General features: G+C 40.4%; 21 protein-coding genes. 3 read left to right on the forward strand and 18 right to left on the reverse strand.

Annotated features, from left to right (window positions below):
• Positions 1-373: 373 nt before the first annotated feature.
• The 13 genes from ACZ5O6_RS07010 to ACZ5O6_RS07070 form a co-directional block, all read right to left on the reverse strand.
• The gene (locus ACZ5O6_RS07010; RefSeq protein WP_447091758.1) at positions 374-4,366 is read right to left on the reverse strand and encodes a DUF6701 domain-containing protein; all 3,993 of its coding nucleotides are present in this window, start codon (positions 4,364-4,366) and stop codon (positions 374-376) included.
• Positions 4,366-4,881 (reverse strand): pilus assembly PilX N-terminal domain-containing protein, encoded by a 516-nt coding sequence (locus ACZ5O6_RS07015; protein WP_447091759.1) that lies wholly within the window; start codon positions 4,879-4,881, stop codon positions 4,366-4,368. The genes ACZ5O6_RS07010 and ACZ5O6_RS07015 overlap by 1 nt, the downstream gene beginning before the upstream one ends.
• Positions 4,871-5,698 carry a PilW family protein gene (locus ACZ5O6_RS07020; protein WP_447091760.1) on the reverse strand — a complete coding sequence of 276 codons (828 nt, stop codon included), beginning with the start codon at positions 5,696-5,698 and terminating at the stop codon, positions 4,871-4,873. The genes ACZ5O6_RS07015 and ACZ5O6_RS07020 overlap by 11 nt, the downstream gene beginning before the upstream one ends.
• A 9-nt stretch (positions 5,699-5,707) precedes the next feature.
• Positions 5,708-6,196: a type IV pilus modification PilV family protein gene (locus tag ACZ5O6_RS07025; protein ID WP_447091761.1), complete on the reverse strand. Its 489-nt coding sequence runs from the start codon at positions 6,194-6,196 to the stop codon at positions 5,708-5,710.
• Positions 6,186-6,632, reverse strand: coding sequence for a pilus assembly FimT family protein (locus ACZ5O6_RS07030; protein WP_447091762.1), 447 nt, complete (start codon positions 6,630-6,632; stop codon positions 6,186-6,188). Before ACZ5O6_RS07030 ends, ACZ5O6_RS07025 begins: the two co-directional genes overlap by 11 nt.
• Before the next feature lie 326 nt (positions 6,633-6,958).
• Positions 6,959-7,390 (reverse strand): type II secretion system protein, encoded by a 432-nt coding sequence (locus ACZ5O6_RS07035; protein ID WP_447091763.1) that lies wholly within the window; start codon positions 7,388-7,390, stop codon positions 6,959-6,961.
• Between the two features lie 232 nt (positions 7,391-7,622).
• Positions 7,623-8,843, reverse strand: coding sequence for a type II secretion system F family protein (locus tag ACZ5O6_RS07040; RefSeq protein ID WP_447091764.1), 1,221 nt, complete (start codon positions 8,841-8,843; stop codon positions 7,623-7,625).
• A 20-nt stretch (positions 8,844-8,863) separates the two neighbouring features.
• A complete protein-coding gene (locus tag ACZ5O6_RS07045; RefSeq protein ID WP_447091765.1) occupies positions 8,864-10,564 on the reverse strand; it encodes a GspE/PulE family protein in 1,701 nt (566 codons plus the stop codon).
• An 8-nt stretch (positions 10,565-10,572) separates the two neighbouring features.
• Positions 10,573-12,222: a pilus (MSHA type) biogenesis protein MshL gene (mshL, locus tag ACZ5O6_RS07050; RefSeq protein ID WP_447091766.1), complete on the reverse strand. Its 1,650-nt coding sequence runs from the start codon at positions 12,220-12,222 to the stop codon at positions 10,573-10,575.
• Positions 12,212-12,574, reverse strand: coding sequence for a general secretion pathway protein GspB (locus ACZ5O6_RS07055; protein ID WP_447091767.1), 363 nt, complete (start codon positions 12,572-12,574; stop codon positions 12,212-12,214). Before ACZ5O6_RS07055 ends, mshL begins: the two co-directional genes overlap by 11 nt.
• Entirely contained in the window at positions 12,561-13,241 is a 681-nt protein-coding gene (locus ACZ5O6_RS07060; protein ID WP_447091768.1) for a hypothetical protein, read from the reverse strand. The genes ACZ5O6_RS07055 and ACZ5O6_RS07060 overlap by 14 nt, the downstream gene beginning before the upstream one ends.
• A gap of 3 nt (positions 13,242-13,244) precedes the next feature.
• Positions 13,245-13,982: a hypothetical protein gene (locus tag ACZ5O6_RS07065; protein ID WP_447091769.1), complete on the reverse strand. Its 738-nt coding sequence runs from the start codon at positions 13,980-13,982 to the stop codon at positions 13,245-13,247.
• On the reverse strand, positions 13,979-14,923 hold the full coding sequence (locus tag ACZ5O6_RS07070; RefSeq protein ID WP_447091770.1) for a hypothetical protein: 945 nt from the start codon (positions 14,921-14,923) through the stop codon (positions 13,979-13,981). The genes ACZ5O6_RS07065 and ACZ5O6_RS07070 overlap by 4 nt, the downstream gene beginning before the upstream one ends.
• A gap of 325 nt (positions 14,924-15,248) precedes the next feature.
• Between ACZ5O6_RS07070 and moaA the strand changes: the two genes are divergently transcribed.
• Positions 15,249-16,235, forward strand: coding sequence for a GTP 3',8-cyclase MoaA (gene moaA / locus ACZ5O6_RS07075; RefSeq protein ID WP_447091771.1), 987 nt, complete (start codon positions 15,249-15,251; stop codon positions 16,233-16,235).
• Between the two features lie 6 nt (positions 16,236-16,241).
• On the opposite strand, the gene lrp is transcribed toward moaA, so the two are convergent.
• The gene (gene lrp / locus ACZ5O6_RS07080) at positions 16,242-16,712 is read right to left on the reverse strand and encodes a leucine-responsive transcriptional regulator Lrp (protein ID WP_447091772.1); all 471 of its coding nucleotides are present in this window, start codon (positions 16,710-16,712) and stop codon (positions 16,242-16,244) included.
• Between the two features lie 250 nt (positions 16,713-16,962).
• On the opposite strand from lrp, the gene ald reads away from it, so the two are divergent.
• Positions 16,963-18,075 carry an alanine dehydrogenase gene (ald, locus tag ACZ5O6_RS07085; protein ID WP_447091773.1) on the forward strand — a complete coding sequence of 371 codons (1,113 nt, stop codon included), beginning with the start codon at positions 16,963-16,965 and terminating at the stop codon, positions 18,073-18,075.
• A 161-nt stretch (positions 18,076-18,236) separates the two neighbouring features.
• On the forward strand, positions 18,237-19,388 hold the full coding sequence (locus tag ACZ5O6_RS07090) for an IS4 family transposase (protein ID WP_447093036.1): 1,152 nt from the start codon (positions 18,237-18,239) through the stop codon (positions 19,386-19,388).
• Positions 19,389-19,493: 105 nt separating this feature from the next.
• Here the strand turns inward: ACZ5O6_RS07090 and ACZ5O6_RS07095 are convergent, their stop codons facing one another.
• The 4 genes from ACZ5O6_RS07095 to ACZ5O6_RS07110 form a co-directional block, all read right to left on the reverse strand.
• Positions 19,494-19,841, reverse strand: a complete 348-nt coding sequence (locus ACZ5O6_RS07095) for a DHCW motif cupin fold protein (protein WP_447092999.1) — start codon at positions 19,839-19,841, stop codon at positions 19,494-19,496.
• A gap of 55 nt (positions 19,842-19,896) precedes the next feature.
• Positions 19,897-22,092 (reverse strand): ATP-dependent DNA helicase DinG, encoded by a 2,196-nt coding sequence (gene dinG / locus ACZ5O6_RS07100; protein WP_447093000.1) that lies wholly within the window; start codon positions 22,090-22,092, stop codon positions 19,897-19,899.
• 106 nt (positions 22,093-22,198) lie between these two features.
• A complete protein-coding gene (locus ACZ5O6_RS07105) occupies positions 22,199-23,350 on the reverse strand; it encodes a 1-acyl-sn-glycerol-3-phosphate acyltransferase (RefSeq protein WP_447093001.1) in 1,152 nt (383 codons plus the stop codon).
• A 50-nt stretch (positions 23,351-23,400) separates the two neighbouring features.
• A complete protein-coding gene (locus ACZ5O6_RS07110; protein WP_447093002.1) occupies positions 23,401-24,414 on the reverse strand; it encodes an aspartate carbamoyltransferase in 1,014 nt (337 codons plus the stop codon).
• Positions 24,415-24,557: the final 143 nt, after the last annotated feature.

Below are 24,557 nucleotides of genomic sequence, written 5' to 3' on the forward strand. Positions count from 1 at the left end.
TAGTAAGAAAATAAAACGACGAAAAGCACCAAGGTAGGCCTGCTCACTTAAAAATTGCTCAAAAAACAACCTATAAACACTTCAATATGTTAAGTACGTCACAAATTTTGAAGCATTATGTCAAAAGGTTATTTCAACAACAAGCTAAGAAACAGGCTTTTTAATGCTTATTTGGAATAATAAGCATGCCCATTCATCACAAATAATGTGATGCGTGTCACAAAACAAGAGTGTGACCTGTGTCACACAAATGGATTTATCCGTCGCTAATGCTTTAAGACATTAAAGCTCTGAGAAAGGGGGCATTATTTTTTAAAAGATGTTTATCAATAATGAATCATTAAAAAGAAGGGATGTGATTATAAGTCTAAGTTTATTGATGTCTCCAATAGAGGATGCGATCATGACCACGATAGCTTTTAAAGCGTATCGTTGCTGCTGGGAGTTCATTATCATTATTATCGTCACCATCTTGCCTCCAATCGTGGCTTAACCAGAGGGTATCGATCAAATTAACATCGATAGAAAAGCTGTCTAATGCAATACCAACACCCGGAGCACTAAAAGACAATCCTGCCTGCCCTTGGTTAAAGTTGATAAGCAGAGGGGATAATTCAGAGAACTGTGCAGTGGTCGCTCCTCCACTGAGATCAACGGTTAATTGACTATCAGCACTAATGGCTACGCCACTAAAGGAAACCCTATGTCGAGAAATTGAAGTGCAGTCATCAAAAAGATGCGTAACATATTCGGCTCCGTTCCAATATTCTGTGGCAAAATTAACAGGCAAATCGGCCGTTTCTGGGCCATACGCCGAATCCAATTTTAGGCGTCCATAGTAAAAAGAACCTGTCCCGATTATACCAGCGTTACAGCTATTATCTGTTTCGCAAATAACATCAGTGCCTGCATTCATTGTCATAGACTCCAATAACACACTATCTGCATCGTCTATACGCACACCAAACTGTACATTTAATAATGGGGCTTCTGGGTTAGATGCTCTATTGAGTACGGCATTATTATCCAGAACCGAGTATTCCCCAGCTTGCCATACAGCACTAGCCACTTGCAGGCGAGAAGCAATATCGAAACCATTATTCGCGTATTCTGCAACATAAGTAATATTCCCTACGGGGTACCCTAATCCATCATCGTAATTTTGAACCACCTCACCAGCTTCGTTAATAGCCGATAAGGTATAAGCGATACTCAGCTCAGGTTGAGAAAGATAAGTGAAATCGATACAGCTATTGGTGACCATATTTGACCCCAATAGGAAGTGACTGGGGTAAAAACGACCAATCGCGGTGGACTCGGAACTCGTAATATTACCGGCACCTAAATAATCGCCGTCAGATACTTGTGCATTTACCGCTATAGTCCCTACCTCGTTCCAACTTAGATCAGCATTCTCAAAGTAATCTTTATCTTGATTAGCGATATATTCACAGCGCTTTAATACGCCAACGAGTGGATCACCAAACACACTATTACTACAACTAAATGCCCCAGTCATATTATCGACAATCGTATAAGTACCGTTGGCTCCATAACGAACAGTAGCTACTGACGGTAGCGAACAGGTGCTATTTTCTATTGCGCACTCAACCCAATTGTTATCACCCAATGCTTGCTTACTAAAGCTACCGGCATTACTCAGCGAACCCACATTGCCACCACTAGGAAAAAGTAAGCTATCAAGTACCAAACTAATATTTTCAGGGGGCGTTTCATTGCCATAATTAGGCGCCACAATGCCATCGGCATTCACCGCTTGCACTTTGGCACTAAATGCTGCACCGGCAGCAATAAAGCCATCGCCACTTTGAGCAGTTGCAGGGTTATCATCAATGGCGACAACAAAATCAGCGGGTTTAACAACAAAAGTATTACTCTGACCACTGATATCTTCATCTAGGTCGGTAAGGCTTAGTTGAATCTGCCCTACATCATCGTACTGCACCGCTGTTGATGCCTGTCCATCAACAAATGTAATACTACTTGCAGCCACTGCCTGAGTATTGCCTGTAGTAGGGTTACTATAAATAGTACTCAACGTTAAATTTTTATCGCCGGTATAGTTTTCTATAATGCCACATTGACCATTTTCAGGGTCGGTGCCGTAAGCGGCGATATGTACGGTAAAGGCTTGTGCCGATAGCTGATGATCAATAGGGTCATCAATCAGCACTGGCGGTGGATTAGTCAATGGGCTGGCGGTAACACTAAAGCCAGTGGCAGAAAAAGATAAGGAGCCCTCGGTGTCGTCATCACGCGCACTGCTATCATAAACATCGATATCTATTCCATTATCGCCTTCTGGGTAGTAGAGAGAAAATTGCGCTGAGCCATTATCACTCGATGCAAAGGTATAGGTGGCAATACCGTCATCTATCGTCGAATCGATCAAGGTTCCATTACCGCTCACTAAGGACCACGAACCATGGCCTGTTTGAGTATTCAGTGTGACCGTATCGTTATAATTGGTAGCCACAGAAGCGTCGCTATTGTGCGCGGTCACAGCTAACGGCTCACTAAGGCAGTAAACGGCTGCATTATCATGATAAATAGAAAAATAGCCTGCAAGCGCGCTCGTACAAAGGTGTGTTTCGTTCATGATGCTCACGACCTGAGCAGTTGTTAGTTCTGCATCATATACTCGCACTTCATCCAAATTGCCGTGAAAACGATAATTTGTACTATTAACGGCTCCACCTAAACGTAGCTGGTTTCCTGCAGAGCGATAGCTTGAAGAAGGCGAACCAATACGCTGAGATAGCACTTGCTCAACACCATCCACCCAAAGGCGATTTTCACTGACGACAGAGCTACCGTTGGTAAATTCAGCTGTAATATGGTGCCAACTATCACGTAAAGCCGAAGAGCTAATACCGTAAATATCGTTGTTCCATGTATTAAAGCCAAAGCTACCGTTATAAAACCATAAATCGTAGTAGGACCAACCGATAGGCATAGAGCCATTGGTACCATCCCAACGCATCCAAAAACTCACGGTTGTTTTTTCGCCGTTTGTAGTCTCAACAGGTAAACCGTCTATCGCGATAGCGCCAGAAGAAAAGCTGCCATAGGCACAGGTACCTTCGCTACCCGATAATGCAGGAAGGCTACTTTCGGATGAAGCGTTATAGAGTAGTTGGCCGTGGTGATCGTTCCCGCTGGAATCGATAATCTCATCTGCTTGACCGCTCCAACTATCTTCTTCTAATCGCCACTCGGCTATTAGTACTGGATCACAATGGCGCTCAGACCCATCCCAACTATTACCGGCAAGCTGATTGTTATAAATACTTTGCACTTGATCAGCATCGATAACGGATGCAAAAACTAATACCTCGTCTAGTAAGCCCGAAAAATAACCGGGCGTACCGGCGGTATCTTCAATACGCCCTAAACTACTGAAGGTAAGAGGTATACCACCCAAACGCCCTTCTACAGCGCGATTAAACGTACCATTAATATAGATGGATATATCGCCACTCACATCATCACGCGTAAGTACGATATGCTGCCACTGTGAATTGTTGACAGAAACAGAAGAAGCTACATGATGTGAACCGCCTTTACCGAAACCTAAACGACCATTACGACTTAAATACCCCCAAAAAATGTCGTTACTACTTCTATTCGCTTCTTCTATACCAGTGATTCCTGGAGCTCGCCAATAGGTATTATCTCCTTGCTGTTCCGTTTTTATCCAAAAGCTCAATGATGAAGACCCGTTCAATGTATCTGATATACCTGAGACAGTCACATAGTCATCAATACCATCAAATGATGCTGCCCGACAAATTAAGCCATCAGCCACCGTATTAGCACCATTAACAGCGATGCCATTGATAGCGCCTTGATTATCAATCACCTCGTTATTCGCGCCACTCCATAGCTCTTCATCGAAGTGCCATTCTGAAATTAAATTAAGCGGCGTATTGGACGTCCACGATGCGGAAAAACCCGAACGCTGAACAGAAAAATCGGTACTATGAACAATATACATTGCTCCTGATATAGCAGTTAATGACGCCGGTATAGACGTACCCGTAAAGCTACCAAGAAGAACGCCGCTATCGTCTGTGCCATCGTAAACATAAAGATAGTCAAAAAAGTTTTCATAATTAAATGCCGAAAAGCTTAATGTTATATCTCGCTTTTCAATAGGTTCAATAAGAAAACCACAATTTTCATTATTATTATAATTAGAGGCATTGCCGCCTGAATCAAACAGTACACCTGACTCACTAACACTGCTCGTATTACTGCAGATCGCATTACTTTGCACTTGATAAGAAAAAAGCCACAAACTAAAAGCAAGTAAATAACGAATCGATGTAAAGCAGTAGCGCATTATAAGCTCGCCCCCACTTCAATGCGGTGGTGAGATAATGTAGGCTCAACACCACATTGAGCACGAGAGCTAATAGTATAAAAGCTATTTGTCACACCGGTTAGACCTAGGTAATTAGCGCTATTAGTGCTATCGCAACTATTACCATTTTGATAATGACAGGTACAACTCACAGCAACGGTACAATTTTCTAAGCCAATTGCCGATAGCGTTTCAGATATAGCCATAGCCGCACAGCGTCCATCGACTAACTGACGATCATTATCTAAAAAATACAGTGCATTAAGCCCTGCTTGCGCACCACTCTCGGCGGCATAAAATGTTTGTGTCGACAAACCCGCAGAGACATAACTAGACGCACTTTCAGAAACTTTTTTAGAAACAAGAATAGCCATAGCACCTAATACAATGATAATAAACAAAGCTACAGGCATTAAAAAACCTGACTGCTTATTCACGGATACGAAAGCCATTGTCAGCGAACCATGACGCTTATTAGTAGAATTAGGGAACATTACGCACCACCACTTGTTTAACCGTATCCATGTGATGCTGACCATCAAAAAAACGTAACGATAAGGTAACTCGAACATTACGGTCTTCTACAGCAGATGAAATGGAAAAGGCATTTTCCAGCGCTTCTACATTCTGTGATAACAAATCATAATCATCACTTGAATTAATGAATGAGTGGCTGATATCGACACTTCGATATAAACGCAACTCATCGCTAAAAACGCAGAACGCACTGGGTGAGGCGGTAATATAAAATCGTTGATTGAGAGAGTTGCGCAACCATCGTTTATCTTCCGTTAATGTAATGGTATTTGTAGTAATAGCATCTATTTCAGCGATAGAGCCTTGTGCAACACCATATATTTCGTCGGCGCTACTTGCGGCGATGGTGAGGAACTCAGGGCTACCTTCGTAAACAATAAAAGGGGAAACCGAAATCGGCGTAAAATTTCCTGAAGGAAAAGCGCCATTGGCTTCTGAAGGCAAGGTATTAAGGTATAAACCACTAGAAACAACGGGCATAAATTGTAAACACGCCCCATCGTTAATCACACGCAAGCTGTAAGGCAACGCATTGCGTAATCGACGAACCATATACTCATTAGCTAGTTGGCTATTACTGAGCACACGATTTTGCTCATTAACCATCGCCGTGCTACGCATGGTACTTACTACAAACGTCGTACTAAAGGAGGCAACAGCACCAAGAATGACCATAACGGCAATCAGCTCTATTAGTGTAAAACCATTCGAATAACGTAAAACACAAGCGCGTGATTGAATATATGAAGTTGGGCAACCGCCGAAAATATTCATCGTCATGACTTAGAAATTAAAGCGGTAGGTAGATAATGACATAGATACACCTTGCGGTGATGTAATAGTGACCGTAATACGTTTAGCTTGATCGTTACTCACACCAAAATCATCCCCAGCCATAACAACCACAACTTCGCGCAAAAATCCGGTATCAGGTTCATCTTGATAAAGATGAAAATCATCAACATCATCTAACGTTGATGACGACGTTAATATTTCTGCCGTATCTAAACCAATACCAGAACAGGCAACAGCGTTGTTAATCGTTGTATCGCAGGCAGGTACGCCACCTGTCGGAGTATTTTCATCGAATTTTCTAGAAGAAATTTCGTCAAGCTGAGATTGTGCCATTGCCAACATACGGCTATTAATTAATGGATTTTGACTGCGCTCGGTGGCATAAAGAAACACACTGCCAATAGCTACCATACTGACACCAACAACCACAAGAAACGCAATAAGCTCAATCAAAGTAAAACCACGATTAGTATGCATAACCTGCTCCGCTTATTGTAATATCTACTGATCGCTCGCCCTCAGTTAAGCTAATAACATTCGCCGTAGTTTCCCCTAACGCGCTAAACGTTAAGACCGATTCTTCAGACGTCAATGACACATTATTTTCAAAGATTAATGGATAGCGCTGATTTAAATTATCAATACTTGTGCCATTATTTCTTACGTCAACACCATTATCGGATATAACTACAGTAATAACTGCGCTACCATCTGAACGAGCCATGGCTGTTTCACGCGCAAAAATTAGCGTTGCCATAGTTTGGTTTTTCGCTCGTTGTAAATTAACATCACCGGGCGTAAATCGAATCAGCGCTGTTGTTGCCAAAATACCAACAATCACTAAAACGGCCATTAATTCAATTAATGTAAAACCATAACGATGGTATAAGATGGTATGAGTTGTATCTTTCAAAATGACATCTAGCCGCTAACTAATAATCGATATTTTAGAAATCTCTGATTAACCTCGGATAACTTCTGGCCCCGTAGGGCGTGGCTACAATGCGCGTAGACTCACGCATAAGTCATTCGAGGTTAATCAGAGGTTCCTTTAATTATAGTCGAAGATAACAATGGCGCTTTATACACAAGACCCTAAAAGAGATCCGCGCTAAATATTGGAGATATAAAAGAGAGAAAAGCTAAAAGAGAAAGGAGCTAAAAGAAAAGAAGAAAAAGGTAGCTGCCATATTTTTCAGTACTACGCTAAAGAAAAATACGGCAGCTAGAGCAGAAAACTTATGAGCTTGGAGGAACAGCACCGTAAGCCGTAAAAGTTGCATCGGGCGTATCGGTTGCATCGTATTGGTTATTACCATTTGAATCAAAACGTACCGTACATGTTGCCGTAGCGCCTTCAGCGATAGCCGTTGTCACGGTATCAATATAATAATCATCGTCCAAACCACCATCTAACAAGCCTCCTACATCATCACAAGTATTCACCAAGGTTGGCACGTCCGATGTTAAGTTTGCATCATTAGCAATATTTTGTGCATGATTAAGACTTGCCGCACTCGCTAGCGCGCCGGCAATACCTTCTACCGCAGCGCTTTTCGCCGAGCCCGACAGGTCTACAAAACGGGGGACGGCGGTTGCAGCAAGAACACCTAAAATAACAATGACCGACATCAATTCAATTAAGGTAAAGCCTGCATTTCTTTTACGCATTGGAAACTCCGTAACAAACTATAAATAGTAAAGTGTTATTACTAATAATAGCGATACAATAAAAGAATGCTATCCGTAAATTAGATGGATATGGAATAGAAGTAAGCAGAATATGGAATAATTTTTATAGATAAAAAATTAATGACATTACTTTGTCACTTCCAAAAAAATCCATGAAAAAAATTGGATAATGTCAAAATCATGATGTGATTTAACACGCAATTTAAATCACTTACGATTGAATACTAAACATTTCCCACATGGGTAAAAATATTCCTAAGGCAAGCACAACAACAAAACCCGCCATGACAACAATTAACAAAGGTTCTATTTTTGCACTAAGGCTTTGCAAGTCGTAATCAACTTCACGCTCATACGACTCTGCCACCTCCATTAACAAGGTATCGACCTGCCCACTACTTTCACCAATATTGATCATTTGTAGTATTAATGGTGAAAACATATCGCTTTTTTTATGCGTGCGGTACAAGGTATCGCCCCTTTCAACACCTTCTTTTATTTTTTCTATTTTTTGAGACAAAAAAGTATTGTCTATAATATCCGCACAAAGACCAATCGCTTTGTTAATAGATACACCTGCTGCCAACATCAAAGAAAATGAACGGATATAACGAGATAACGCCGCTTTATGAATTAACGCCCCAACGATGGGAATGCGCAACTTATACCGGTGAAAAAACAATTTGCCTTCTGGTGTTGCTCTCCACGAGAAAGCACCCACCAATAAAGCAGCTAATAACAGAATGACCAACCACCAGTAATCGACAAAGAAAGTAGACGTAGCAATGAGTATTTGAGTAGGCACAGGAAGAGCGGCATCGAAACGGCTAAACATATCGGCAAATGCTGGAATCACCATTAAATTCACCACAAACAAAGCAACAACCATGGCACTTAATACAAATGAGGGATACCTGAGAGCCGCTTTAATGGACTTTTTCGTTTCAACATCACGCGTAATATAATCACTCAATTGCAAAAATATACTATCCAGCTTACCGGTTTGCTCACCAATCTTAACCATACCGATAAATAAGCTACTAAAAATCGTTCTGTGATGACCCATAGCGACCGATAGCGTCACGCCAGTTTCTAATCGAGAAGTAATATCCACTAAACACCGTTTTAGTGAGCCGGATGCAATACTTGCCGATAAAGCGGATAATCCCTGAATTAGCGGTATACCTGCCTTATTGATGGTGTACATTTGCCGGCAAAACATAATCAGTGATTCATCTGAAACCGATTGCTTTTCAATATAAGTACGAACATTTTTAACTAACGAATGCTCTTCCTTGATCACTGTAATCGAGGTAGGCGTAATGTTTTTCTTTAATAAGTAATTGGCAACATCACTATCTGTTGCACGATCTACAGTCCCTGCCACTGCAGCACCGTATTGGTCTCGTCCCGTGTAAGAAAAGTCTGCCATATTTTTTCTCTACGCTCTGATCACAGTGATAAACGTTCGACTTCTTCAAGTGATGTGTGCCCAGACACAGCAAGCTGCATAGCACTCTCGACTAACGGAACATAACCCGTCGAAGACATCGCTAGCTCTGTAAATTGCTGAACATTATTAGCACGTAATGCACCCGCCAGCTCATTGGTCATTGATAACTGCTCAAAAACCCCTAAACGGCCTCGGTAGCCGGTATTTAAACAACGAGTGCAACCGACCGGCTGATAAAAAACGGGGGGAGCTTTAGATGATTTCGGCAAGAGTGACAACAAGTGGCTATAAGCCTCTGTCGAGGCCAGTGGTTGTTTACAGGATGGACATAAATGACGAACGAGTCGCTGTGCAACGACAGACTTTAATGAAGAGGCGACTAAAAATGCGTCGACTCCCATATCGATAAGTCGCAAAGCGGAACTTACCGCATCGTTAGTATGTAGTGTTGATAAGACAAGATGCCCTGTCATGGCAGCTCGCAAAGCTATTTCTGCAGACTCAAGATCTCTAATTTCACCGACTAACAGAATATCAGGGTCTTGCCGTAACGTTGATCGCAGTACTTTAGCAAAGTCTAAACCAATTTTAGTATTAATTTGTACCTGACTCAAACGCGGCAAACGGTACTCAACGGGATCTTCTACCGTAATAATTTTCTTATCGGGAGTATTCAGTTCTGATAAAGCTGCATAGAGTGATGTTGTTTTACCACTACCGGTAGGGCCTGTAACCAATACAAGGCCATGAGGGTTAGCGATTGCTTGAGAAAAGTGCTTGAGCGTATGTGCATCCATACCTATATCAGATAGTTTTTTAACGCTATCATCTAGTACTAAAATACGTAGTACGACAGATTCACCATAATGAATGGGCATCGTCGATATACGTACATCGATACTCTTTTTGTTAATTTTTAAGTTAAAACGACCATCTTGCGGTATACGTTTTTCTGATATATCTAAACCTGACAATAGTTTTAGCTTAACAACCAACGCTGTTGCCACACGTTTTTCATTCAATACTTGTTCACTTAGCACTCCATCAATACGCTGACGGATGCGTAACACCTTTTCATCGGGTTCTATATGTATGTCAGAAGCATTATATTTGACAGCCTCTTCAAAAATTTTCACCAGTAACTTCGCGACAGGGGCTTCATCGTCATTAGAATCACTGATTATTTCGTCAATATCAATGGAGTCTTCGCCAAGATCTTCATTAATTTCTTCTACCAACGATGCTATTTTTTCAGATTCCCCGTAGGAAATATCGAGCACATCTAATAATTCAGACTCTTTAACAATCACCGGTTCGATAGGTACGTTAAAAAGTTTTCCTACTTCATCTAAACAAAATATGTCTGTTGGATCAGACATACCCAAAATAATTTTTTCATCGGTTTTTTTCAGAACTGACACACGAAACCGACGAGCAATTGTCTCTTTTAATGCTCGTACATCATTACGTTCATAATTAAAATTTTGTATGTCAACAAAAGGGATATCTAATTGCTTCGATAGAATATCTAATAAAACATTCTCATCAACAAAGCCCAAGGTAACCAGTGTTTTACCAAGCTTACTACCCGATATTTTTTGCTCTTTTAGGGCGTATTCTAATTGTTCATTGGTGATGACCTCCTCTTCAACCAATAAATCACCCACACGTATTTTTTGAGGCATTTTTGCAGTTAGCATATAACTACCTATGGCTTGTTATCACGTAGAGACTCAAATCGAGCTTTACTGGCTTTGAAATCGTCTACCCAAGAATTTTGATCAACAACCGTGGGTTTCAGTAAGATAATTAGTTCTGACTTAACACGTGTATCATTAGTACTATTAAACAGCCGACCAATAAGCGGAATATTACTCAGGCCCGGCCGGGTTCCTTTAACGTTATTCAAGCGCTCCTGCATTAAACCGCCCAATACAATGACCTCCCCGCTTTTTGCCTTTACAATACTGTCAGACTCTCGAATATCACGTAGCGCTAATGGCAATGAAAATGCCGAATCACCAACAACAATATTTTTTTGCTCTTCGCTAACAGTACTAATAACAGGGTGAATATGTAGAATGACATCACCGTCACTAGAAATCTGCGGCGTCACATCTAAAGAGATTCCACTAAAGAAAGAAGATAACTCTATATCCGGCGACGTGGTGGTTGAAGATGCATTCGACACTGTAGAATTAGAAATTCCGGTAACAAAAAACTGATCCGTACCTACACGAATAACGGCTTTTTGATTATTAACCGTTGATACTCTTGGGCTAGATAGTACTTGTAAGTTACCTTGCGTCTCAAGTAGAGACAACAATGTACCAATATCTGAAATGCGCAGCAGTGAGGAAAACACTTCACCCACCCCCTCTGAAACTTCTTCGATAGAGACCCCAGTATCAAAGGTACTCACATTGTTACCTAATAATAATTGGCCATTAATTGAGTCCCAATTAACGCCTGTTTGATGATTTTTACTTAGTTGAATTTCTAATATCTTAGCTTCCAATATCACTTGGCGTTTTAAACTCAAACGCGCATCATCTAAGAAACGTCGAACGGCAGAAAGCTCGTTAGGCATTGCGGTAACAATAGCGACACCTGTCTGAGGATTTACAATCACTTTGCGTGGATTAGTGGCATCACTAGCATTACCCGATGCTTGATCGCCCTCCTGAATAAGCTCAGATAAAGCCTCTTTTAGTGAACGCCAAAAATCTGTTTCACTCCGTGTTTGAATACGAGAACCAGGGTTAATATTGCTGCCATCTCCCGACAAATTGGTCGATTGTGTACTCGTTTGCCCACCCGCCTGCGCTGTTGACTCAACATTACCGGTTAACACACTGGTGTCGGACACACCAATTCGTTGCACGTCAATATAGTTAATAGGGAATATTTCTGTACGTAATGCATTGGGATATATCGTATAAATACCATTGCTGTATTTATAATCGTAACCATAGACTTCACGAACCACATCAAGGACATCAGAAAGAGTGACTTGGGATAGCTGCAATGATATTTTTCCCTCAACTCGTGGATGAACAACGATATTTTGCTCTGTCCCCGTCATAAGATTGATAAAAAACAAGGGGGCGTCGACGTTTTCGGTATTTACATCAAAGCGTAAACTTTCTTTATCGTCCAATTCTTCGCTATTTAGTGCCTTTATTTTGTCAATTTCCTCTTGAATTAAGGCCTTTTTTTCTTGTTCTTTTTTAAAGACATCCACATTTTTATCTATTTCATTCAATTCGTTATTCACTACAGGTTTCACTGGCCCTGAAGAACAAGCAGTTAACAAGATAATGCACAATGAAATGATGTACCACTGACTATTTTTCACGCTTTTCACCTGTATGCTTATCAATATAAATTTTTTCTGAAATAACCAAGGTTATTGACTGGCCTTTGTATTTCAAAACAACCTGTCTTTTTTTAACATCGTGTAATGTGATGCCGTCAATCATTTCTCCCTGTTTAAAAACAGTATCATTAATAATGGCGGATTTTCTTTTTGCACTATAAAAAACTGACTGCAACAGTAATGGCATAGTTTGCGCTACAACAGGCTTAACCGTTACAGTAGATGGTGTGTGTGTTTCAAATATTGGACGCGTAGGATCATTCACGACTGTAGACGCTATCGCGTTAGGCAGTATTAAAAAAAGAAAAATAAATAAACTACCTTGAGGCATAACGTTCCTCCTCGATAATAGATAGTGTATATATTTGTATTGTTATAGTCGCCATTGGGTAGTCTACAACCGAATACTCTACGTCTTCCCAAAAGACACTCCACTTAAGTTCTTCCATCTTCTTTAGATAAGAAAAAATACTCGAATAAGTTCCGGTGAGAGTCATGGCAATCATGCTTTTTTCAAAAGCATCTTCAAAACTTCCTTCTTTTCCTCTGTCATTTCTAATAATTTCTGAAGGGTATACTTTAAGAGATTCTAGGCTGAGCTGGCTATTAGCCGTGAGTAAGTCACGAAGTAAAAGAACGATTTGATCAATAGGAATAGTTTTTTGGTTAAAGTCTTTAATTTCTCTATCAATCAAGGTCATTTTTGATTGAACCGATGAAATACGCTTATCGATAATGGCAATATTACGCTCAACATCTTTATTGTCTTTTGATAACGCATAACTAGACACTAGCTTTTCTGATAATGTGAGTAAGTTTTCACGCTGTTTTTCGGCGCTTTCTATCGCTTTTTCTAACGGTGAACCAACGAACACATACCAAACAAAAAAGAGTACACAGCATGAAAGGGCCAGTAATAAAATACGCTCTCTTAAGGCTAATGCATTAAAGGCTGTAGGATACTGGCGAATACGTTGATTAATAGGGCTAAAAGACACGTATTACCTCCCACTTACTAACAAAGTATTGGACTCGAATTTTTTTCGATGCGAACGGCCAATCGCCGGTGAATGAGCATCGACTAATGGCATTTTCATAATTTCAGAAATATCAATGCTTCTATTATTCGGTGTCGAAGTATCTTGCTCGGATATTTCTTGCTTATCTAGAGAGAACATTAATATGGAATGCCCATCCAATTTCTCTATCGACAGATGACCGAACACGACGCCATTTAAGGCCTCCTGAGATTTAAGCGCATTGATATAATTAGGAATTTCTTCTGCTTGGCTCGCATAGCCTTTTAGTGACAAATGATTACCTCTATCAGATATACTGATTTCATATAGTGACAACTTGTCTGTTGCTAGATTGGCAATATGATAAAAATACTGAGAAAAGCCATCTTTTCCTGCCTCGGTAATCTGTTTATACTTTGCCCATAATTGATACCTACTGAGCAATTTTTCTTCTAAGCCGGTTAGCTGATTTTTATAAACCTCTATATTAGTCGGCGATGTAGCAAGTTTTTGATTGAATAGGTTTTTTTCCTCTATTTTTTCAATGTCTTGTTTAACAACAGTCAGCGCTTGTTTTTGGTGATACCCCATTCCACTAAACATCAATATCGATAACAGAGAGCACACGATAAGCGCTGTAAATGAAACCGTCGGTGCTTTTAATTTCTTAGGGCGATTGAGCAGGTTAATTTCCTGTCTCAAATTAGTGGTATTATTCATGGCGACATCCTTGCTGTGCCATGCCGCAAAGCGGCACCATATGTAGCGAGGAGACGACATGACGATAAACTTTCTTCTTCTGAAAAAGTATATTCAGACAAACCGCCTTGTGTAACATTAACTATTGATACTGATTGATTGAGGTTATCTTTTATTGTGCTCGTAATTTTTTCGTCAACAATGTTTTCGCCCACAATAAATATGTCAGAGGGCATTGCCTGTTTAAGCTGACGTTCGTAGTAATCTAAAGAACGCTGTAACTCCAAAACAATGTCGGTATCCGGTAATTCATCAAATAAACCTCCCCTATAGTTCACCGAAAAGCTACGAGAAAAATACACTGCATCACGTTTAATAACGATGAGCTTACCAAAACCTTTTTTGAGCACTACTAAAGCTAAGTTCTTTTCTTTAAAGTCACTATTTTCTATATAATTTCTATAGGCCAATTCGGGTATATCAATAGAGGTAATGGTTAACCCCAATGATTCGATCCATTGGCTTTTTTCTTTAATAATGGCTTTTTTAACAACGACAACATTAGCAATAAACTTACCGTCTACTTGACCATCCGACTGTAGAAAAACATCGATAACAGCGTCATCAACAGGAAAAGAAAGTAAATCTTTTACTTTCCACTTAACCGCTTCAGGCATTTCATCAGCGGTAACAGGAGGAGCCTCAATACTCAATAGTTGATAATCGTTATCATCCAAAACCAATGAGGTTTCGGCTTGAATCAGTTTACTGTCTTCAATAGTCTGCTTTATTTCTTCTAGTTGGGGATTAACGTCCCCTTCGCGGTTTATTAGGCAATTCATGTAGTGAATAATGATCGGATTTGAGTCACTATTATCCAGAACCATAATCGATAGATTATCGTCGGATAATTGGACACCAACTGATGTCGTGCATTTTTTTTTCTTTAGGAACTCAAACATATATTATTCAATATACTTAATTAGGCCTTAATTGAAGCATTCCCCTAAGCAGTTAACAGAACTATTAAGGCTTAGGTTGAATATCTAGAACACATCGAAAAGAACAAATAGTTACTTTAAGCGTAGCTCTTATATAGCGTAATGCGAGTAATCTTGATGATGTTATGCATAATAACGAGCAGGAATTGCCTACTTATAGAGGGAGATCAATGAAATACTGACATCTTAGTGACGATGCTATGATGTCGAACTGATGAGTGATTTTTGTGTCAAAAATACGGCGTAACGCGACACCATAAACTCAAAACAAACCAAGTAGTATGCTATGACTCAACTGATTGATCGTTTTAATAGAAAAATTGACTATCTACGCTTATCTGTCACCGACCGCTGCGATTTTCGTTGTGTTTATTGCATGCCTGAAAAGACGACCTTCTTACCGCGCAAAGATATATTAAGCATCGAAGAGATGGGGGCTATTGCTCGACAATTTGTTGAATTAGGTGTTAAAAAAATTCGCCTAACCGGCGGTGAGCCATTAATTCGAAACGGCATTGAGAAGCTATTTAAAGATTTAGCAACGTGTAAATCCCTGCAAACCTTAACGCTAACCACTAACGGTTCTCACCTAGATCGCCATATTGATCATTTATTAGCAGCCAATATCACACGTATTAATGTCAGCTTAGACAGTTTACAAGAAAGACGCTTTCAGCAACTCACCCGCACAGGAAATCTACATCAAGTACTCAGTAATATAGACCTTGCCGTAAAGGCAGGTATTAAGGTGAAGTTGAATAGCGTAATACTTAAGGGAAGAAATAACGATGAGGTGTTAGATTTAACTGAATTTGCTTTACGCAAATCGTTAGACATTTCGTTTATAGAAGAAATGCCTCTCGGTCATATTACCGAGCATCAGCGGGATGAGACATTTGTTAGTAGCGCGGCACTACGCCAATTAATCACCCAAAAGCATCGCTTAACCCCTAGCCAAATAACGACAGGAGGGCCCTCACGGTACTGGAGCACGCCCTCATCAAGTTCATTGATTGGTTTTATTTCACCACATAGCGATAATTTTTGTAGTAGCTGTAATCGACTGCGTTTAACCGTCCAAGGACGACTGTTACTGTGCCTTGGAAATGAAGATAGTGTGGACTTAAAAACGTTGATTCGCCGTTATCCCGATGATGATAAAAGACTTAAGCAAACTATTATTGATAGTTTGAATAAAAAGCCTGAAAAACATCATTTTGATATGACAACGGCACCCGATATTGTCCGATTTATGAATGCCACTGGTGGATAAAGCGTTCTACGGGATAGGAATACTATCGGTATCTTTCACCTCTTCCATCACAATATAGGTGCGTGTTGAATTAACATGCGGAAGAGAAAGCAGCGTTTCACCCAATAACGTTCGGTAGGCAAGCATATCAGGCACTCTAGCTTTCAAAAGATAGTCAAAGTCACCAGAAACAAGATGACATTCCATAATTTCAGGCAATTTTAATACTGCTCGACGAAAGTTATTAAACGCATCTCTTGATGTTCGATCTAGGCGCAGTTCGACAAAGACAAGCAAGGCCGCATCAATATATTCTGGGTTAATACGTACGGTATATTGTTCAATACATCCGATTGACTCGAGGCGCTTCACTCTATTTAAACAGGGCGTCGCACTTAAACCAACACGTTTTGCTAGCTCTACGTTAGAGATACGTCCATTGGACTGTAGCTGCCTCAAAATACTCTTATCTAGTCTATCAAGCTCATACTTTGTCATTACACAGTACCTTTCGCTATATTAATGTGCATGACTATTATTACTCATTGGCAAATAGCCAATCTGTAGTCAGTAACACTCTTGATTAATCGGAAACCAATATAACTCAATAACAGCGCAAACTTAAAGCATATAAAACTATTTATACAGCATAAAAAAGTTTATTAAACCTTATTTTTTTAAAAAAATAACACATAAACCTTAAGATGAGGAATACAATAGTGCATAACTTAACAAAGGAGTTTTCCTCATGATTATAGGCGTACCTAAAGAAATTAAAAACCACGAATATCGCGCAGGCATGACCCCCTCTTCTGTTCGCGAATTAACCGTCCGCAATCACCAAGTCGTTGTAGAAACCAACTTAGGTTCTGGCATTGGCTATAGTGATGAAGATTACATTGCTGCAGGTGCAACCGTACTTGCCACAGCAGATGAAGTGTTTAACCAAGCAGAAATGATCGTTAAAGTGAAAGAGCCATTAGCGGTTGAAAGAAAGCGCTTAACAAAAGATCACCTGTTATTTACTTATCTTCATTTGGCACCTGATGCAGAACAAACAAAAGACTTAGTCGATAGTGAAGCGGTATGTATTGCTTATGAAACAATTACTTCCCCTAACGGCCAATTACCTTTACTAACACCAATGTCTGAAGTTGCTGGTCGTATGTCGATTCAAGCCGGTGCAGCTTGCTTACAAAAATCTAATGGTGGTAGCGGCGTTTTACTTGGCGGCGTACCGGGTGTAGAACCGGCTAAAGTTGTGATTATTGGCGGTGGTGTTGTTGGTTCGCATGCTGCTCAAATGGCGTTAGGTCTAGGAGCCGATGTCACCATTCTTGATAATAATTTGCACTCACTACGCAACCTTAACCAAATGTTTGGTACATCGATTAAATTAGTACATTCTAATAAGGCTTCTCTAGAAGAACATGTATTAGCAGCTGATTTAGTTATTGGTGGCGTATTGATTCCTGGCGCAGCGGCACCTAAATTGGTTACTGCGGAAATGATTAAGAAAATGAAGAAAGGCGCTGTTGTTGTCGATGTTGCGATTGATCAAGGCGGCTGCTTTGAAACATCAAAAGCAACCACTCACCAAGATCCAACCTATATTGTTGACGATGTTGTTCACTATTGCGTGGCTAATATGCCTGGTGCCGTTGCAAGAACATCAGCACAAGCACTTAACAATGCAACACTACCGTATATTATTAAATTAGCGGATAAAGGTTGGAAAGAAACATTAGCCAACGATGCACATTTCCTCAATGGTTTAAATGTATGCGCGGGTAAAGTAACTAATGAAGCGGTTGCTGAAAACCTAGGTTATGACTATGTTAACCCTGCTAGCATGGTATAAACGCTGTACTCAATCAGTTCATTGATATTGATGAACTGATCCATAAAAAAAGGAGATCTATGACACTACTGTCCCACAGTTTGATCTAGATAAGAAAGCCTGAACCTCACTTGTTATAATGATTCTGCGAAGAAAACATTACTAACAAAGGGGTTCAGGCTTTGTCACATCATAACACCGCATTTCATCAGTTACTAAAACCATTATCTAGACATGAATTTGAAGGGCTTGCTAAAAAGCATCATGTAGGGCAAAAATTAAGGTCGGCCACTCGCTGGGATCAGTTTATTGGTATGGCGATGTCGCAGCTATCTGGCCGCCAAAGCCTACGAGATATTCAATCTAATTTAGAATCTCAACAGGATAAGCTGTATCACTTGGGTGCAAAACCCGTTTCAAAATCAACGCTATCTCGATTAAATGCCAATCAACCTGCAGAACTCTACGAAGCACTTTTTTATAAACTACTGAATCGCTGTAAAAACCAATCCGGCCAGCACAAATTCCGTTTCAAAAATCCATTGTATTCACTGGATGCAAGTGCGATTGATCTCTCACTAAAACTGTTTCCTTGGGCAGCTCATCGAGATGATACCGCTAATGTAAAACTCAGCGTGGGCTTGAACCATGGAACACTGATGCCTGAGTTTGTCGCACTGAGTGATGGCAACGAAAATGATATGGTTAAAGGTAGAGAATTCACCTTTCCAAAAGGAAGCATTGTTGCTTTTGATAAGGGGTATGTGGACTACCAATGGTTTGGAAGTCTTACACAGCAAGGTGTATCGTTCGTAACGCGCCTACGATCTAAAGCCGTTTACCGCGTGTTAGAGCGCAGAGAAGTCAACAAAAAGAAAGGCGTTTCAAGTGATCAAGTTATTCAGCTGAGCAGTGCTCACGCCATCAAACGCGGTGCGCCTACGCTACGACGGATAGGCTACCGAGACAAAAATAGCGGTAAGTTCTATACGTTTTTAACCAACAATTTAATACTGGCGGCGAGTACGATTGCTGCCATTTACAAAGACCGCTGGCAAGTCGAATTATTCTTCAAAGCGATTAAGCAAAACTTACAAATCAAAGCGTTTTTAGGCTTATCAAAAAACGCCATATTGACACAAATTTGGATAGCAATGATTACCTATTTACTACTCGCTTTTGCTCGGCATTCAGCAAAGAAAGGGTGGACAGTGCAGCGCATTCTTCGGGTGATCCAACTCAATTTATTTGAACGAAAAGCCTTGAGAGAGATACTTGATCCAAGTCCTCCTCCTAAACAAAAAGACCAACCTCAAATGAGGTTGGTCTTATGATTTCAAACTGTGGGACAGTAGTGGATCTATGATCTCCTTTTTTTATGCGTTATCTATTAATTAGAGGTGGTATTCTTTGGCATTAAAAAATGTATTACATCGTTTTTATAGATCCGATTTCAAAAAGTCGCCGTCGATAATGAGCAAGTGCACACCACATTCCGTTACTGACTTATGAGAGCTAAGGTCATCTGACACGATGTAAGACATACCCTCTTTTAAAATAGATTGCGTACCATCGCGTAGCTTATTGATTACTTCACCTTTTATGCAATAAACGATATGGCCTTTTTCACACCAGTGATCTGCTTCGTAATTTTCAGAATACTCTACATACCTCACTCGTAAGCCACCAAAATTCATTGTTTGCCAAAAAGCCTTACCCGAAATACCCGGATGCTCTGTTTTTGCAATAGTTGACCAATCAATAGTTTGAAAAGGTATGTTTTTCATAAAAATGTCCTAGTATATTTATTCCTAATATGCGCTAAATTAGGACGACGACTATTTAAGGTAGTGACAAGTGATAAGAGGGCAATGCATTAATAAGCGCTTTACCATAACGTTTAGTGACTAGTCGTTTATCTAAAATAGTAATAGTGCCGCTATCGTTCTCACTTCTTAATAAGCGTCCACAAGACTGTACTAGTTTAATCGATGCGTCCGGCACGGAGATTTCCATAAAAGGATTTCCACCACGACTCTCAATCCATTCAGCGAGCGATGCCTCAACGGGGTCATCAGGCACAGAAAAAGGAATTTTAGCAATAATTACATGACGGCAATAATCGCCGGGTAAGTCAACACCTTCAGCAAAGCTGGCTAAACCAAATAAAACACTGGTTTTTTTCGCATCAATATTTTTTTTATGTTCCGTCAACATCGCCTGTTTACTGTGATCCCCTTGCATAAGAATTACATCTTGCCAGAAAGCAGAGAGGCCATTAAAAACATCTAGCATTTGTTTACGAGATGAAAACAACACTAGGCTTCCTTCTTTTTTTTGTAACAGCTGCGGTAAGTATTCAATCATATTATCCGTATGCGCTACCGCGTTATTCGCTTCTATTGCTGTTATAGGAACTTGTAATGTTGCTCGTGAAAAATCGAAGGGGCTAGGCATCACATTATAGTGATGAGATGGCAATGTACCTGCACGCATCATAAAACGATCGAATCGACCTAACGCAGATAGTGTTGCTGAAGTAACAATCGCACCATAGCAATGATTCCATAGGCTATTCCTTAGCGTATGCGCTGCCAAAATAGGGCTTGAACAGATTTCGTAGTCGATATTGCCATTGAGGTCCACTAAGGTAACCCAACGAGCCAGTGGTACGGCTTTATTGTCGCCGTTATTGTTTTTTATTCCTTCTTTCTGGGTTTCGCTAACAATATCTGTCGAACAATAGCTGTACCACAACTGACGATTGGCTTCTGCACGCGCCTGCCAAGTTCCCACCACCGATAACCATGTTTCTAAATCAACACGCGGCACGCTGCTATAACCATCTTCTAATGCCGCTTGAATTTCATTCACGATTTTTCCAATCAACGAATGTAGGCGATCAAACTCTTGATGTAATGTTTCTGCATAATCAAACAGACGGGCATCAATAAGACCACCTTCAAAACGATAACGCTGCGCATCTCCCTCACGAAAAAAGGGTTGCTGCTCTGCAATCAATAATTGTTCGTCAAGTAATTGCTGACAATACGGATATACCTTATCCATGGTTTGCTTAGCAGACAAAAATAAACTCGGTAACTGCTCTGCATAGCGATCGATATTACCCGCCCCGCTAATGTCACCTAGCATGGATGATAGCGTTTTTTGATTTTGCTCTAACCATTTGGCAGTTGAGTTAACCCGCGTATGATAAGCAAAATGACCCAGTGCTTTATCGGGAAGGTGATGTCCCTCATCAAAAATATAAATTGTATCTTGAGGATCAGGTAAAATGGCGCCTCCACCTAGAGCAAGATCAGCCAATACCAAATCATGATTGGCAACGATACAATCGTAATTATCAATCGCCTCTCGCGCTTTAAAAAAACTACAACTGGTAACATTGGAACAACGGCGGCCAGTACATTCGCGATGATTAGTGGTAATGGGAGACCATACAGCCTGATCAATTTCTTGAGGCCAATTATCTCTATCGCCATCCCACTTTCCGGCACTCATGGCATCGACCATGCTGTTATAAATGGTCACTGCTTCTGCATCAACTGAAGGGTATTCATCTTCGTAGAGTGCTTGGTTAAACGTATTATAAGCATCACTATCCATCAACAATCGATCTAGTTTACTTAAACAGAGATAGCGCCCTCGCCCTTTAGCGAGAGTAAAATTGAACGATAAATCGGTATTTTTTTTTACATCAGGCAAATCTTTATGAACGATTTGCTCTTGTAAAGCGATGGTCGCGGTAGAAATAACCACTTTCTTTTTTAATGATTGAGCTACCGGCAATGTTGCCAATAAATAAGCAACGGTTTTACCCGTCCCCGTGCCAGCTTCTATAACACAAATATGATTATCGGTCGTGCGTACATGATCTTCGTCACTTTCAATGGCTGACAATGTCCGAGCAATATCAGCTATCATCAATTTTTGGCCATAGCGGGGCTGCAGTGATTTATTATTTAAAAACTGGCGATAAACAGACTGGATCGTTGTTTTAACAGCATCAGCAACCATAGAAAACCTTGTAGGATATGGCCATTAAGACCAACAATAAAACGTGCATTCATCAATAATGCTGTGTTCAGGTACGGATCACCGCACCCTATAAAAAACAATAGTGTTATTGTTTTTTTAACATATGCTGGCTAATCAACGGGTTAGCATACATAGCAATCGCTTCCTCGCGCCAACGAGCATCTATTTTAGCCATTCGTTTTTCAAATTTTTGTTGATGTTCAAGCAAAACATTGGTGTGGCAATCGGGCAAGATAGCGGTATCCGCATCAGAGTTGCCATGCAATAAACGATAAGCAACAATATTGCTTGGGTGCAGATGATAATTTTCGATAACAGCTTTATCGAGCTCTTCAACGACATCATCTGTTGTTTGATAATTACCCTGTAATGTTTTTCCAAAATGAACATGCACATCACCTTTAAAACCTGTAATGCCTTGAGCAATACTTGAAGCATCTTCGTGCTCATCTTTTTCGTACTTCCCTTCGGACTTATGTGAATATAATTCTTTTGCTTTCGCCTCATCACAAGGATCATATTCATAAGAAATAGACACCGGCACAATATTTAACTCATTAATATAATCTGCAAGTGTGACTTTTTTTGGCTTACTTAAACCGAGCATACCAATCACTGCACTATTAGTGCGATCGACTCCGTCTTTCGCTCGGCCTTCGCGCTGAGCAATCCACACGTTAGCATTGTCGTCAGTAATAGACTGATGAATGTAGGCCGATAAATGTTTAGCCGCTTTCAACTTTTCTCTAGGTGCTGTCGCAGAACGATTAACAATAAAACTTTTGTTCGCTCGCATTAAGTCAGACACATACGACTTGGTGAGTAGGTTATCACCAATAGCAATTCGTAGAGTGTCATGCTGATGAGTATATAGCGCCCAATTAACTAACGCGGGATCCATAGCAATATCACGATGATTACTAATAAATAAATGGGGTTTACCATCTTTTAGATTTTCGACACCCGATATGTGTACACCCGATGTTGTTTCATCAATCATGCGCTGCATATAAAGTTTAACGACCATTTGCAAGTCATTCACTGTGTTGATTTCACATGATTGCTTTTTTACATAGCGCTTAACAAGTGGGGTAATTAATGGGAAAAAAGCATTAGGTAACGATGGAAAGCGAAAACGCGTCAGTGCTTCGATACACTCTTTATCATTGACCAAACGATCAATGGCAGGCCGAATTTCATCATCATTATAAGGGCGGATATCGTCAAATTTACTCATTTTTATTATCGTCGTCAGTTATCAATAGTAGAGGCCGTTATACAGTTTGCTTAATTTCGGTGCCCCGAAAACCAAGGTACATCGTAGGCACTCTGATCAACCAAATGAGCAACATCTAGTACCAATACAAATAATGCCATCCTCACAAGCACACCATTATCAGCTTGCCTAAAAATGGCTAAGTTAGGGTTTTGATCTAAGTCGCTGTCCAGTTCATTGGCTTCGGCACGAGAATCACGAGGCAGTGGGTGCATAATAACGGTATTAGGCTCACAAAATTGGGTATAAATAGATTGGTTAAGGCGAAAGCGGCCTCGATATAAATCGGCTTCTTCTTTCGTTTGAAAGCGTTCTTCTTGTATTCGTGTTGAATAAGCAATATCGACCTGAGAAATACTGGCTGTCAACTCTTCCGATATCACAACACGATGCCCAGCTTGGCGTAAGGCTTCTACTAAATATTCTGGCATCGCGAGTTCTTTAGGCGAGACTAAACTCACGTGAACATTAGTGTATAAACAAAGTAACTGACATAAAGAATGCACTGTACGGCCATGTTTAAGGTCACCAATCATTGCAATACGTAAACCATCAATATTGCGCCCCTTGGAAACCAGCTCATTGCGAATGGTGTACAAATCTAACAGTGCTTGGGTAGGGTGTTCATTCGCACCGTCACCGCCATTAATCACTGGAACACGACTGGCCTTGGCAAATTCAGCGACAGAGCCTTCTTGTGGATGGCGCATACAGATTACATCGCTGTAACCCGAAAGGACCCGTGCGGTATCGTAAAGTGACTCCCCTTTCGATAAAGCGGAGCTTTCAAACCCGGTAGTTTCTCGAACTGCACCACCGAGTAAATTAAATGCACTACCAAAACTGACGCGAGTTCGAGTACTAGCCTCGAAAAACATATTACCTAGGATAGCGCCGTCTAGTACCCGCGTTGCTCGCTGTCGTTGAGCATAGGGCTTCATCGAATCGGCAACCGAAAATACCTTATCGATATCATTACGCTCAAACTGTTTGATAGAAAGAATATTTGCACCGGTAAAATTCATATTATTTCGCTATACCTTACTGTCTATACGATTGGGGAAATGGTTGAAAAATTCAGATGCCAAATAAATAATTAGCAATGGCATTGTAACGGGATTTAGATGCTTATTAAACGTGATTCACAAAAGTCATGAGTAGCTCACAA

It is taken from the genome of Eionea flava, assembly GCF_055393785.1.

What these genes read in the sequence shown, in the direction of transcription:
- ACZ5O6_RS07010 (WP_447091758.1), bottom strand. Translation starts at nt 4,366, where the DNA reads ATGCGCTACTGCTTTACATCGATTCGTTATTTACTTGCTTTTAGTTTG.
- ACZ5O6_RS07070 (WP_447091770.1), bottom strand. Translation starts at nt 14,923, where the DNA reads ATGTTTGAGTTCCTAAAGAAAAAAAAATGCACGACATCAGTTGGTGTC.
- ACZ5O6_RS07105 (WP_447093001.1), bottom strand. Translation starts at nt 23,350, where the DNA reads ATGAGTAAATTTGACGATATCCGCCCTTATAATGATGATGAAATTCGG.
- ACZ5O6_RS07095 (WP_447092999.1), bottom strand. Translation starts at nt 19,841, where the DNA reads ATGAAAAACATACCTTTTCAAACTATTGATTGGTCAACTATTGCAAAA.
- lrp (WP_447091772.1), bottom strand. Translation starts at nt 16,712, where the DNA reads ATGACAAAGTATGAGCTTGATAGACTAGATAAGAGTATTTTGAGGCAG.
- ACZ5O6_RS07055 (WP_447091767.1), bottom strand. Translation starts at nt 12,574, where the DNA reads ATGCCTCAAGGTAGTTTATTTATTTTTCTTTTTTTAATACTGCCTAAC.
- dinG (WP_447093000.1), bottom strand. Translation starts at nt 22,092, where the DNA reads ATGGTTGCTGATGCTGTTAAAACAACGATCCAGTCTGTTTATCGCCAG.
- ald (WP_447091773.1), top strand. Translation starts at nt 16,963, where the DNA reads ATGATTATAGGCGTACCTAAAGAAATTAAAAACCACGAATATCGCGCA.
- moaA (WP_447091771.1), top strand. Translation starts at nt 15,249, where the DNA reads ATGACTCAACTGATTGATCGTTTTAATAGAAAAATTGACTATCTACGC.
- ACZ5O6_RS07020 (WP_447091760.1), bottom strand. Translation starts at nt 5,698, where the DNA reads ATGAATATTTTCGGCGGTTGCCCAACTTCATATATTCAATCACGCGCT.
- ACZ5O6_RS07035 (WP_447091763.1), bottom strand. Translation starts at nt 7,390, where the DNA reads ATGCGTAAAAGAAATGCAGGCTTTACCTTAATTGAATTGATGTCGGTC.
- ACZ5O6_RS07065 (WP_447091769.1), bottom strand. Translation starts at nt 13,982, where the DNA reads ATGAATAATACCACTAATTTGAGACAGGAAATTAACCTGCTCAATCGC.
- ACZ5O6_RS07015 (WP_447091759.1), bottom strand. Translation starts at nt 4,881, where the DNA reads ATGTTCCCTAATTCTACTAATAAGCGTCATGGTTCGCTGACAATGGCT.
- ACZ5O6_RS07040 (WP_447091764.1), bottom strand. Translation starts at nt 8,843, where the DNA reads ATGGCAGACTTTTCTTACACGGGACGAGACCAATACGGTGCTGCAGTG.
- ACZ5O6_RS07025 (WP_447091761.1), bottom strand. Translation starts at nt 6,196, where the DNA reads ATGCATACTAATCGTGGTTTTACTTTGATTGAGCTTATTGCGTTTCTT.
- ACZ5O6_RS07110 (WP_447093002.1), bottom strand. Translation starts at nt 24,414, where the DNA reads ATGAATTTTACCGGTGCAAATATTCTTTCTATCAAACAGTTTGAGCGT.
- ACZ5O6_RS07045 (WP_447091765.1), bottom strand. Translation starts at nt 10,564, where the DNA reads ATGCTAACTGCAAAAATGCCTCAAAAAATACGTGTGGGTGATTTATTG.